Source organism: Fictibacillus sp. 18YEL24 (assembly GCF_015903855.1).
In the GTDB taxonomy this organism is placed as follows: Bacteria; Bacillota; Bacilli; order Bacillales; family Fictibacillaceae; genus Fictibacillus; species Fictibacillus phosphorivorans_C.
This window is the reverse complement of the sequence record NZ_JACZDT010000005.1, coordinates 46,496-59,656: the sequence shown is the minus strand read 5'-3', so window position 1 is coordinate 59,656 and position 13,161 is coordinate 46,496. Positions and strand designations below refer to the sequence as shown.

At 40.2% G+C, this 13,161-nt stretch carries 10 protein-coding genes and 1 pseudogene; 10 read left to right on the top strand and 1 reads right to left on the bottom strand.

Going from position 1 to position 13,161, the window contains the following annotated elements:
* Positions 1–276: 276 nt before the first annotated feature.
* From HU823_RS22330 to yihA, 4 genes and pseudogenes are all read left to right on the top strand, one after another.
* Positions 277–483, top strand: a pseudogene (locus tag HU823_RS22330) (TrmB family transcriptional regulator); the annotation flags it as partial.
* Between the two features lie 430 nt (positions 484–913).
* The gene (lonB, locus tag HU823_RS15665) at positions 914–2,581 is read left to right on the top strand and encodes an ATP-dependent protease LonB (protein WP_197222650.1); all 1,668 of its coding nucleotides are present in this window, start codon (positions 914–916) and stop codon (positions 2,579–2,581) included.
* A 194-nt stretch (positions 2,582–2,775) separates the two neighbouring features.
* Complete coding sequence (gene lon, locus HU823_RS15660) at positions 2,776–5,094, top strand: endopeptidase La (protein WP_197222649.1); 2,319 nt, start codon at positions 2,776–2,778, stop codon at positions 5,092–5,094.
* Positions 5,091–5,678: a ribosome biogenesis GTP-binding protein YihA/YsxC gene (yihA, locus tag HU823_RS15655; RefSeq protein ID WP_066396586.1), complete on the top strand. Its 588-nt coding sequence runs from the start codon at positions 5,091–5,093 to the stop codon at positions 5,676–5,678. The genes lon and yihA overlap by 4 nt, the downstream gene beginning before the upstream one ends.
* Before the next feature lie 427 nt (positions 5,679–6,105).
* On the opposite strand, the gene HU823_RS15650 is transcribed toward yihA, so the two are convergent.
* A complete protein-coding gene (locus tag HU823_RS15650; protein ID WP_197222648.1) occupies positions 6,106–6,582 on the bottom strand; it encodes a LiaI-LiaF-like domain-containing protein in 477 nt (158 codons plus the stop codon).
* A gap of 235 nt (positions 6,583–6,817) precedes the next feature.
* Between HU823_RS15650 and hemA the strand changes: the two genes are divergently transcribed.
* Genes hemA through hemL form a run of 6 tightly spaced genes read left to right on the top strand, consistent with a single transcriptional unit; the run spans position 6,818 to position 13,015 of the window.
* Positions 6,818–8,185 carry a glutamyl-tRNA reductase gene (gene hemA, locus HU823_RS15645; RefSeq protein ID WP_144698773.1) on the top strand — a complete coding sequence of 456 codons (1,368 nt, stop codon included), beginning with the start codon at positions 6,818–6,820 and terminating at the stop codon, positions 8,183–8,185.
* Between the two features lie 37 nt (positions 8,186–8,222).
* Positions 8,223–9,041 (top strand): cytochrome C assembly family protein, encoded by an 819-nt coding sequence (locus HU823_RS15640; RefSeq protein WP_144698775.1) that lies wholly within the window; start codon positions 8,223–8,225, stop codon positions 9,039–9,041.
* A 19-nt stretch (positions 9,042–9,060) separates the two neighbouring features.
* The gene (hemC, locus tag HU823_RS15635; protein ID WP_144698777.1) at positions 9,061–9,993 is read left to right on the top strand and encodes a hydroxymethylbilane synthase; all 933 of its coding nucleotides are present in this window, start codon (positions 9,061–9,063) and stop codon (positions 9,991–9,993) included.
* Positions 9,993–10,739, top strand: a complete 747-nt coding sequence (locus HU823_RS15630; protein WP_197222647.1) for a uroporphyrinogen-III synthase — start codon at positions 9,993–9,995, stop codon at positions 10,737–10,739. The genes hemC and HU823_RS15630 overlap by 1 nt, the downstream gene beginning before the upstream one ends.
* Position 10,740: 1 nt before the next feature.
* A complete protein-coding gene (gene hemB, locus HU823_RS15625; protein WP_144698781.1) occupies positions 10,741–11,712 on the top strand; it encodes a porphobilinogen synthase in 972 nt (323 codons plus the stop codon).
* 16 nt (positions 11,713–11,728) lie between these two features.
* Positions 11,729–13,015: a glutamate-1-semialdehyde 2,1-aminomutase gene (hemL, locus tag HU823_RS15620; protein ID WP_197222646.1), complete on the top strand. Its 1,287-nt coding sequence runs from the start codon at positions 11,729–11,731 to the stop codon at positions 13,013–13,015.
* The last annotated feature ends 146 nt before the right edge of the window (positions 13,016–13,161 follow it).

Sequence of the window (13,161 nt, the reverse complement as noted above, 5' to 3'; positions counted from 1 at the left end):
AGACCTGTGATAGTTGTTCGGTAAAATGTTCGTATCATTTTGGGGAGAACGAGTATGAGTAAAAAAAGTAAAAAAGTGGTGTTATTAAATAAATTCAAATCCATTCGCGTATCTGGCTGGCAAGACGATATTTAAGAGATCCTACCAATTCTGCAGGGAAAGGAAAAGCAGGGAGTGGATGTGGAAGTGCTTGTTGTCGGCGAGCTAGAGTCGACGCTGTCCCATGCGCACATCGTTGATTTCTGCACAAGAACATCACTCGCTAGGCGCTTTCGTTTAGTGGTCGTCGATGAGACGGAAGTCATCTTTGCAGGGATAGAAAGATAGAGCTGGCAAGCATTAAAGACGAAATCGCGGCCATTTATTAAAGTTTTTATTGAGTTCTTTTATGATGTGGCACTGGCTAAAATTACGGATAAACATTCCGAACTGATGATGAATGATGAAGAGATTAAGAGCGTATTGATGAAGTTAAGGTATTAAAAAGATAGGGCTAACCCCAAAAGCACCTCTCGTGATCTTTGGAGGGTCAGCCCTATTTCATTTTATAGTCTGATTGCGTGTGAGTCGATCCCTATGAGTCAAAGTATGATCTCTATGGGTCGTAACTAGACACCTATGAGTCAAACGAAGCCTTCTATGGGTCAAAAAGAGAGGTCTATGAGTCAAACCATAATCTATGGGTCAAAATGGACACCCTTTGGGTCAAACAGCAATAAAAGTAAATGGAGCGGTGATACGGAATAGGATTAAAATCAGGTTTTTCTGATTTGTCATGTTCAATAATGTAAACAGATCTTCATTAAATATTGCAACCTATGTGAAATTGTCTTTTTAAAAGGTTGACCGTTTAGTTCATCACCTCCTCGGAGATACTATGATTATCACTACATAGGTACCGGGAGGAAAAACAATGAACTGGACTGGCATAGCATTACTTATTCAATTATTCTTTGGGATTATTATTGGGCTATATTTTTGGAACCTATTGCGTAACCAGCGTTCTCAAAAAGTGAGTGTGGATAAAGAATCAAGAAAAGAGATGGAACAATTAAGAAGAATGCGTTCGATCTCATTATCAGAACCTCTTTCTGAACGTGTAAGACCTGGGAAATTTGAAGATATCATCGGACAAGAGGATGGTATAAAAGCATTGAAAGCTGCGTTGTGTGGACCAAATCCACAACATGTTATCGTCTACGGTCCTCCAGGAGTCGGGAAAACAGCTGCAGCTCGATTAGTATTAGAAGAAGCGAAGCGGAATCAAACATCTCCTTTTCGTTCGACAGCAGTTTTTGTAGAACTCGATGCTACGACAGCTCGTTTTGATGAACGAGGAATCGCCGATCCTTTGATTGGTTCAGTTCATGATCCAATCTATCAAGGTGCTGGGGCTATGGGGCAAGCAGGCATTCCTCAGCCAAAACAAGGGGCTGTTACGAATGCACATGGCGGCGTTCTTTTTATTGATGAGATCGGTGAACTCCATCCCATCCAGATGAACAAATTATTAAAAGTATTGGAAGATCGAAAGGTTTTTTTAGAAAGTGCGTATTATTCCGAAGAGAACGCGAACATACCGCATCACATTCATGATATCTTTCAAAATGGCCTACCTGCAGATTTCCGTATGATCGGAGCCACTACTCGTATGCCAGAAGAGATACCGCCTGCTATTCGATCTAGGTGTTTAGAGGTGTTCTTTAGAGAGTTGCAGCCAGCTGAAATCGAACAGATCGCTAAGAGAGCAGCTGATAAAATTCAGTTAGGAATCGATGAAGAATCGTTAACATATATGGCTCAGTATGCTAGAAATGGCCGTGAAGCCGTAAATATGATTCAAATCGCAGCAGGTCTTGCCATCACAGAACAACGTAAGAACATCACGAAGAGTGATGTGGAGTGGGTCACTCATTCAAGTAGGATGGCTCCAAGACCTGAGAGGAAAATTGGTGTCAAACCAAAGATCGGCCTCGTGAATGGTCTTGCTGTTTATGGCCCAACAAGCGGAGCTCTGTTAGAGATTGAAACGACCGTATTACCTGCAAAAAAGCAAGGTTCTATTACAATAACAGGAATAGCAGAAGAGGAGAGTATCGGGAATCAGTCTAAGTCTATACGAAGAAAAAGTATGGCAAAAGGTTCAGTGGAAAACGTGATAACCGTGCTTCGATACATGGGTGTAGATGCATCTATGTATGATATCCACGTGAACTTTCCAGGAGGTGGTCCAGTGGATGGTCCATCAGCAGGTATCGCGATCGCTTCCTCCATATACTCAGCGATTCACAACATTAAAATAGATCACGAAATTGCAATGACTGGAGAAATCAGTATCCATGGAAAAGTGAAACCAGTCGGTGGTGTAATGGCGAAGATACTAGCTGCAAAAGATGCTGGTGCAAAACGTGTGCTTATCCCGTTTGAGAATAACCAAAAGATTTTTGATACGATCAAAGACGTAGAGATCATTCCTGTAAAGAAACTTTCAGAAGTGTTTCAACACGCATTTTTAGATGACAGTGAAGAGCAATCGGTCCCTGCATCAGCTGCCTTAAACTCCCCTCCTTCTTCTGTATAAGGAGAAGTAGGGAGTTTCTTTTTGTTCAGAAATTAAGCCGATAAAAATTTTATAACAGCCAAGTAGGACGTTTTGTTAGGAGTTTTCTAACAATCCGAAGCTTACATTAGACAAAGTTAAGCATTATCGGTAGAATTGTACAAAGACTAAGCATATAATTAATGATTACATAGCAGTTTTCGGAGGTGTTTTTAATGGGGGAAAAACGAGTTCTTCCGCTCCTCCCTCTTCGCGGATTGTTGGTATATCCAACAATGGTACTTCATTTAGATGTAGGAAGAGAAAAATCGATTCAAGCGCTTGAAAAAGTGATGCTTGATGACCAGATGATCTTTCTATCCACTCAAAAAGAAGTTTCTATTGAAGATCCAGCACAAGAGGAAATTTATCATGTAGGAACGTTGTCAAAAGTAAATCAGATGCTCAAACTGCCTAATGGCACGATTAGAGTACTTGTTGAAGGTATTAAACGCGGAGAAATTACTTCGTTTACGGACGAGAAGACCCATGTTGAAGTAGAAGTGGAACTAACGGATGATATTGAAGTGAAAGAAGCCGAAACAGAAGCTCTTATGAGAGCTGTTCTGGCACAATTCGAACAATACATAAACTTATCTAAAAAAGTAACACCTGAAACACTTGCCTCAGTTCAAGATATTACTGAACCTGGACGATTGGCTGATGTTATTTCTTCACATCTTTCTTTAAAGATTAAAGAAAAACAAAAGATCCTTGAGATCTTTGATGTGAAAGAAAGACTTGAACACTTACTGGACCTTTTAAACAATGAAAAAGAAGTGCTAGGTCTAGAAAAGAAAATCGGTCAACGCGTTAAAAAAGCGATGGAAAAAACGCAGAAAGAATATTATCTGCGCGAACAGATGAAAGCCATCCAAAAGGAACTTGGAGATAAAGAAGGCAAAGTTGGTGAGGTAAGTACGCTTAAAGAACGTATTGAATCATCTGATATGCCTGAGACTGTCATGGAGCTTGCAAAAAAAGAACTCGATCGCTATGAAAAGATGCCGAATTCTTCAGCAGAAAGCTCTGTTATCAGAACATACATCGAGTGGCTTGTTAATCTACCTTGGAAGCAAGAGACGATTGATAACTTAGATATTCCTCATGCAGAAACGGTCCTTAATGAAGATCATTACGGCCTTGAAAAAGTGAAGGACAGAGTTTTAGAATATCTGGCTGTTCAGAAGCTGACAAATTCACTAAAAGGACCTATTCTTTGTTTAGTTGGACCACCTGGTGTAGGTAAAACATCATTAGCAAGATCAATCGCACGTGCGATCGGTAGAAATTTTGTACGCATATCTCTTGGCGGTGTAAGAGATGAAGCCGAAATCAGAGGGCATCGAAGAACATATGTGGGTGCGATGCCTGGCCGTTTGATTCAAGGGATGAAGAAAGCGGGTACGATTAATCCCGTGTTCTTGCTGGATGAGATCGATAAGATGTCGAGTGATTTTAGAGGTGATCCGTCCTCTGCGATGCTTGAAGTGCTTGATCCGGAACAAAACAGCACGTTCAGCGATCACTATATCGAAGAGCCATATGATCTTTCTAAAGTCATGTTTGTAACGACAGCCAACTCTCTATCAACGATTCCTGGGCCATTATTAGATAGAATGGAAGTTATTTCGATCGCTGGTTATACAGAGGTTGAAAAGCTTCATATCTCGAAGAATCACTTGATTCCCAAACAGCTGAAAGAACATGGACTAAAGAAAAGTCAGATTCAGTTTAAAGATGATTCTATCTTAAAGCTTGTTCGTAACTATACACGCGAAGCGGGTGTGCGTAATCTTGAGCGTCAGATTGCAGGATTATGCAGGAAAGCTGCCAAACAGATCGTTTCAGCTGAAAAGAAAAAGGTTGTACTTTCTGCTAAAAACCTTGAAGATTATCTAGGTAAACCACGTTTCCGTTATGGTCAGGCAGAACTTGAAGACCAAATTGGTGCAGCGACGGGATTAGCTTATACGACAGCAGGCGGAGATACTCTTTCTATTGAGGTAGCTTTATCTCCAGGTAAGGGTAAACTGATCTTAACCGGTAAGTTAGGTGATGTTATGAAAGAATCTGCTCAAGCTGCATTAAGCTATGTTCGCACGAAAGTGGAAGAGTTGGGAATCGACCATGATTTCTACGAGAAAACAGATATTCATATACATGTTCCTGAAGGAGCAACACCTAAGGATGGTCCTTCAGCAGGAATAACGATTGCTACAGCATTAGTATCAGCACTAACGAAAAAGCCAGTTAGAAAAGATGTAGGGATGACCGGAGAGATCACATTGCGTGGACGTGTATTGCCTATTGGTGGTTTGAAAGAAAAATCATTAAGTGCACACAGAGCAGGAATCAAAACTATCATCCTTCCGAAAGAAAACGAGAAAGACATTGAGGATATTCCACAATCTGTAAAAGAGGGATTATCTTTTATAACCGTATCTCATCTAGATGAGGTATTAAAAGTTGCATTAGCAGGTGATAGAAAGTGAAAGTAAATACAGCAGAAATCGTAATTTCAGCAGTCGGACCTAAGCAATATCCGGAAGGCAATCTTCCGGAGATTGCTTTGGCAGGACGCTCGAATGTAGGGAAATCGTCTTTTATTAATAAGATGATTCACAGAAAAAACTTAGCACGTACATCTTCAAAACCAGGAAAAACGCAAACGTTAAACTTCTATATTCTAAATGAAAGTTTTTATTTTGTGGATGTACCAGGTTATGGATTTGCTAAAGTTTCAAAAACAGAAAGAGAAGCATGGGGTAAGATGATCGAACAGTATCTTGTTGAACGTGATCAGTTAAAAGCTGTTGTTCAGCTTGTAGACCTGAGACATGCTCCTTCAAAAGATGATGTACTCATGTACGATTGGTTAAAATATCATGAGCTTCCTGTTATCGTGGTGGCAACGAAAAGTGATAAGATACCAAAAGGAAAATGGGACAAGCATAAAAAAGTAGTCAAGGAAACATTAAACATGGACAAGAGCGATAAGATCGTTCTCTTCTCATCTGAAACCGGACACGGAAAAGATGAAGCGTGGGGCGTACTGAATTCTTATCTTACTAAATAATGTCTTTTAACCTTTTAGCATATGACTGCAATAATAAAAGGTTTTCATTTTTAGTTGCTTAAATGGTTTTCTTTTCCTCTTCTATGCAAGTTGATTGTAGAGTAAGGTTGCCGACTCCTATGGGACGAGCGGTCAGGTGGAGACTCCTAAGGGCGCGAAGCGGCAGTCCGAAAAGTGGAAGTTACTCGTTCAGCCCCGACAAGCAAAAGGGAAATGGGCTTGGAAGGCGCACTTTGCCTTCTTGACCGTTTACCTTTTGACCTAGAGGGGCTAGTCACTGCAACTAGACAGGAGGCTCACCGTTCGCCCCATGGAAAGCGAGCAACCTGGAACGGAAATCAACTACTATAGAGTACTTCTGCTTATGTGAAAACAGCCTGAACTAAAAACCCTCTATGTTTTTAAAAACATAGAGGGTTTTGTGTTTCTATTTCTTTTTAAAGAACATAAGGTAAGCCCCAATGACCATTAGGATAATTGGCCAAAAATCTTCAGCTTTCACAAATATATTTTCTACAGAAGGGGTATTACTCTTAAAGAAGAGCAACCAGAGAGCTAAAAGCGATAACAATAACCCAGGGATAAGCCCTTCTTTTGTTTTTCGATAATGAATCAGAAATGATAGACCCGCAAGTAAAATGATTACTTGAAGCGGTTCTGGCCATGTCGCAACTTTTCCTGCTGCATGAAAATGTACGCCCAATCCGGTTAAAAATACACCTGAAAAAATACTTGAAGAATCTTTCCCGGAACCCGATTGGAAAAGAAGAGCTATACCGATGATGATTAGTATACTCGGCCAAGTCAAATACGGTTGAAGCAGTTCAATATTCATTCTATTTGCAAAATAGAATAATCCAATTCCGAGTAAAATGATGCCGCTGAATGTGTTTCTTTGTTTCATAATGCCTCCATCTTAAACGTAAACCTTTGCTAAATTGGTCGATTTTTGTTATTTTTAATATTGGTGCTAAGTTTTAGTAATTATGGTTATCCTAAAACTGCTATACACGGCACCAAAAAGATAATAAATACATCATAGCATAAACGTTTAAATTCTGTTCACATTATTGGATATTCCGTATTTTGGGACATGTTATAATTAACAAAGAACATACATAATTAAGGGAGGTGAGCGCATGCATATTCTAGTGGTTGGACTTAATTACAAAACGGCACCCGTAGAAATTCGGGAAAAAGTTTCTTTTCAGCCCGCTGAATTAACGGATGCGATCTCTACACTCCGAAAACAAAAAAGTATACTTGAATGTGTAATCGTTTCAACGTGCAACCGTACTGAGATCTATGCTGTTGCCGATCAGCTTCATACCGGAAGATACTACATCAAATCTTTTTTGGCGGACTGGTTTTCAATTGATAAAGAAGAACTTTCACCATTCTTGAGCATCAGAGACGGAGAAGCAGCAGTCGAGCATCTATTCCGTGTAGCTGCTGGTTTGGATTCTATGGTGATTGGTGAAACACAAATCCTTGGTCAAGTAAGAGATGGATTCTTAGAATCACAAAAACTTGATGCAACAGGAACTATATTTAATAAACTCATGAAACAAGCGATCACTTTTGCGAAGAGATGTCATTCAGAAACGGATATCGGGGAAAATGCGGTATCGGTTAGTTATGCAGCTGTCGAACTCGCGAAAAAAATCTTTGGTGGTCTACAACATAAAACCATTTTAATCGTAGGTGCAGGTAAGATGGGTGAGCTTACAGCGAAACATCTGCATGCGAGCGGTGGAAATGAAGTACTTGTAATCAACCGTACTTTTGAAAAAGCGCAAGAGGTAGCTAAAAAGTTTCATGGTATAGCACATCCTTTTGAAGATCTTGAGAGTTTGCTCATAAGAGCGGATATTGTGATCTCTTCTACAGGAGCTAGTGAATTTGTCATTACAAAGAAAATGGCAGCACCAGCTGTTAAAAAACGCAAAGGTCTTCCACTGTTCATGGTAGATATTGCTGTACCTCGTGACTTAGATCCTGAGCTTCATGATTTAGAGAGCGTTTTTCTGTATGATATTGATGATTTAGAAGGTATTGTAGAGTCTAACCTTGCTGAACGAATGAAAGAAGCCGAAAAGATCGAAATTATGATCGAAGCCGAAATTGTTGCTTTCCAATCATGGATTTCAATGCTTGGTGTAGTTCCGTTAATTTCTGCTTTACGAGAAAAGGCATTAAACATACAAGCAGAAACCATGCAGAGCATCGAACGCAAGCTACCGGATCTTACTGATCGAGAAAGAAAAATTTTAAGCAAACATACGAAGAGTATCGTGAATCAATTACTTCGTGATCCTGTGACAAGAGCCAAAGAGATGGCTGGCGAACCAGGAGCTGAAGAACAGTTGCAATTATTTACTGAAATCTTCGGACTTGAAGATTATTTGGATAAACAGAAGCAGTTGGAAACAGCATTTGCTGCAAACGTCGAAGAGAAGTCTTCACTAACAGATGAAGTTGTTCCTTCGACTGTAGTAAGAACTTAAGCTCTCGTTTCCCTCGAGCTCATGGAGTGTGAGCAAAATGAATTGGATATATGATCTGACTATCGTTCTATATGCACTTAGCATCATAGGCTATTTTATAGATTTCCTTCAAAACAACCGGAAAGCAAACCGATTTGCTTTCTGGTTGCTTTCTATTGTCTGGGTACTTCAAACGGTCTTTTTTGTGTTAAGGATGCTGAAAGACCAACGGTTTCCTATATTAACACCCTCAGAAGGCTTGTTTTTTTATGCATGGATCCTCGTGACGTTTTCGGTTGTCATGAGCAGGTTTTTCCGGGTTGATTTTTTAGTGTTTTTTACGAACATTCTAGGTTTCTTGCTCGTTTCGATCCATTTGTTTGCTCCAACAGGTCAAGCGAGTGCAGTTCTTGAGAAACAGCTGATCTCAGAATTATTAATCATCCATATAACAATGGCTTTTATCTCATACGGAGCATTCTCACTCTCCTTTATATTCTCGTTCATGTACCTGCTACAGCATGGTATGTTGAAACGAAAGAAATGGAGCAAAAGACTGCAGCGTTTTGGGAGCCTATCATACTTAGAGAAGCTTTCTTTTCGATTAAATACGATCGGAGTGCCGTTGCTCTTGCTTAGTCTAATATTGGGAGTCGTATGGGCATTCTGGAAAATAAGTGACTTTACACTTCTTGATGCCAAAGTCATCTCGTCATTTATTGTCCTTTTGGTTTACAGTACTTACCTCTATCAAAAGGTTGGAAGAGGTGTGCAAGGTAAAACGTTAGCGCTTTGGAACGCTGCAGCTTTCCTGGTCGTTTTGATCAACTACTTTTTAGCGTCGACGTTCACTGAATTTCACCTTTGGTATAAGTAAAGAATAGGAGATTCATATCATGAGAAAAATCATAGTAGGTTCAAGAAGAAGTAAATTAGCGATTACACAAACAAACTGGGTGATCGAACAATTAAAGAAGTCAGGAATGCCTTTTGAATTTGAAGTGAAAGAGATCGTAACAAAAGGTGATATCATTCTTGATGTTACACTCTCAAAAGTAGGCGGAAAAGGCTTATTTGTAAAAGAGATCGAACAAGCGATGTTAGATAAAGAGATCGATATTGCCGTTCACAGCATGAAGGACATGCCATCTGAACTGCCTGAGGGGCTCGAGATCGGCTGTACACCTAAACGCGTAGATCCAAGAGATGCTCTTATATCTGAAAAGTATTCTTCGTTAAGAGAGCTTCCTGCTGGTGCTATTGTCGGAACAAGTTCATTAAGAAGAGCAGCACAGATTCTGAACAGACGCCCGGATCTTGAGATTAAATCTATTCGAGGTAACATTGATACTCGTCTTAACAAGTTAAAGTCTGGTGAGTTTGATGCGATCATTCTAGCTGCTGCAGGACTTGAAAGAATGGGCTGGTCTACAGATGTTGTTACTGAATACTTAGACATAGACTTGTGTCTTCCTGCTGTAGGACAAGGTTCATTAGCTATCGAATGCAGAAGTGAAGATCTAGAAGTGAAAGAATTGTTAGCTACACTGAACGACGCTTATACGTTTGATACGGTTTCAGCAGAACGCTCTTTCTTAAACACACTAGAAGGAGGCTGCCAAGTTCCAATTGCAGCATTCGCAACGATGGACGACAACCAAGAGGTCTCTTTAACAGGACTTGTTGCAGATCCTGAAGGAAAGACCGTGTTAAAAGAAATGAAGTCAGGCAAAGATCCGTACCGCGTAGGTGTAGAGTTAGCTGAAGAATTAAAAACATTAGGTGCGAAAAGCATACTAGATACAGTGAAAAAGGATTTAAATTCATAATGAATACATCTATAGGACCACTAGCAGGTAAGCGAATACTTGTTACACGGCCGAAAGAGCAGGCAGCACCATTAATCTCACTCATACGGGAGAATGGCGGACTCCCTCTTTCTTTTCCTATTGTCTCTATAAAAGGTGTTAAGAACGAAGTGTCCTTGTTAAACAATCTATCGTCTTACCAATGGATCATTTTCACGAGCAAAAATGGAGTAGATCATTTTTTTCAACTGATTTCTGATTGTAATCTCACTTTGGGAGATGTTAAGTTTGCCGCAGTTGGTGAGAAAACAGCTGAATCTTTAAGAACGAGAGGGATTACATCTATTCTTGTGCCTAAACACTTTCATGCAGAAAGCTTAGTGAAGACGTTAAAAAAACACGTCTTACCTCAAGAAAAAATTCTATTTCCAAAAGGGAATCTAGCACCATCTTTCATTAAAGAGGAGCTGAGAGGTACAGCATTAATAGATGAGTTAGTTGTTTACAAAACCGAATCAGAAGATCATTTAGATTGGTCGCTCGTGCATCAAGCAGATTGTCTTTTTTTTATGAGTCCTTCTGCCGTAACTTTCATGAGTAGAGGGTTGGACACAGAAGAAGTTCTTAAAAAACCTGTGATATGTGTTGGACCAACAACGAAAAAAGCTGCAGAAGAATGCGGATATCATCGAGTGCTAATGCCTAAGCAATTTACCGCAGAAGATATGGTGAACTGTGCCATCTCTTATTTTCAAGGAGGAAGTTAATATGAATTTTCAGCGTCATCGTCGTTTAAGAAAATCAGCATCCATGCGTTCACTAGTACGTGAAACGCATCTTCATGTTTCAGATTTTATCTATCCATTGTTCTTTGTCGAAGGAGAGAACATTAAAAAAGAAGTCCCTTCTATGCCGGGTGTGTACCACCTATCATTGGATCTTCTTCAAGAAGAGGTAAAAGAAATCGAAAGCCTTGGCATTCAGTCTATTATTGTTTTTGGTGTGCCAGCTGAAAAAGACGATTGCGGAAGTTCAGCTTATGATCATAATGGAATCGTACAAAAAGCCATCTCACAAATTAAAGAAGTTGCTCCATCACTAACTGTCATTGCAGATACTTGTTTATGCCAATTTACAGACCATGGACACTGTGGCGTGATCGAAAATGGTGAAGTGTTGAACGATGAAACGTTGACTTTGCTCGCAAAGACAGCTGTATCCCAGGCAAAAGCTGGAGCAGATATCATCGCACCTTCAAACATGATGGATGGTTTTGTTGCAGCGATCAGACAAGGGCTTGACGAAGCTGGATTCTATGATGTTCCGATCATGTCTTATGCAGTAAAATATGCATCATCCTTCTATGGTCCGTTCCGTGATGCAGCGCATAGCACACCGCAGTTCGGGGATAGAAAAACGTACCAGATGGATCCGGCTAACCGACTTGAAGCACTACGAGAGGCAGAATCAGATGTTGCTGAAGGCGCTGATTTCTTAATGGTTAAGCCAGCTCTTTCTTACCTAGATATTCTAAGAGAATTAAAAGACAGATATCCCCTTCCACTAGTAGCATACAACGTGAGTGGAGAGTACTCCATGATTAAAGCGGCTGCTATGAACGGATGGGTAGACGAGAAGAGTATCGTACTTGAGAAACTGATATCTATGAAACGAGCAGGAGCAGACTTGATTATTACGTATTTTGCCAAAGATGCTGCAAGATGGCTGAATGAAAAATAAGGAAAGAGGTGTTGGTATGAGAAGCTTTGAAAAATCAATTGCTGCTTTTCAAGAAGCAAAAGATGTTATGCCTGGAGGAGTTAACAGTCCTGTACGTGCATTTAAATCTGTAAAGATGGATCCTGTGTTTATGGAACGCGGAAAAGGATCTAAGATTTATGATATCGATGGTAATGAATATATCGATTATGTTTTGTCATGGGGACCATTAATCCTTGGACATGCTGACGATCAAGTAGTAGAGGCGCTTAAGCGAACGGCTGAACTGGGAACAAGTTTTGGTGCGCCTAATGAAATGGAAACAAAACTTGCAAAGCTTGTGATCGACCGCGTCCCTTCAATTGAAGTCGTGCGAATGGTTAACTCTGGTACAGAAGCGACGATGAGTGCTCTTCGTTTAGCTCGAGGATACACAGGACGAAGCAAAATCGTTAAATTTGAAGGGTGTTATCATGGACATGGGGACTCCTTATTGATCAAAGCAGGTTCTGGTGTTGCGACGCTTGGTCTGCCTGATTCTCCAGGTGTTCCAGAAGGCATCGCACAGAATACGATCACGGTTCCATACAATGATCTAGAGAGCTTACAAGTAGCTTTTGATCAATTTGGAGAAGATATCGCTTGTGTGATTGTTGAACCTGTCGCAGGTAACATGGGTGTAGTTCCTCCGCAAAAAGGGTTCTTAGAAGGCATTCGTAAAATGACTGAACAACATGGTTCTCTATTGATTTTTGACGAAGTAATGACAGGCTTCCGAGTAGATTATGAATGTGCACAAGGTTATTTTGGAGTAACACCTGACCTAACATGTTTAGGAAAAGTAATAGGTGGAGGTCTGCCTGTTGGCGCATATGGCGGGAAACGAGAAATCATGGAACAGATCGCGCCAAGCGGACCGATCTATCAGGCAGGAACGTTATCAGGAAATCCTCTAGCGATGGCTGCAGGTTATGCTACACTTTCGCAACTTACAAAAGAGAGTTACACATATTTTCAAAAACTTGGAGATCAATTAGCTAACGGAATATCTGAAGCTGCTGAGCATTACGGAGTGGCACATACGATCAACCGTGCAGGAAGCATGATCGGTTTCTTCTTTACGAATCAAGATGTTATCAATTACGAAACAGCTAAGCAATCCAATTTAGATCACTTTAACGCTTGCTTTAAAACGATGCTTCAAGAAGGGATCTCGCTGCCTCCTTCACAATTTGAAGGATTATTCTTATCTACTGCTCATACAGAGGAAGATATTAATAAAACCATCGCAGCGTTCAAAAAGGCTTTTTCACAATTAAAATAGTCATGTTTATTGTAGCGTCCGCTTACTTTTAGCGGACGCTATTTTTGTTTTTTATGGACCTCTTATCTAATAAAAATCATATTTCGTCCTGTTCACTCATACACCTATATTGTATAACTATATGCAACCTGAAAGGAGGAGAAGGG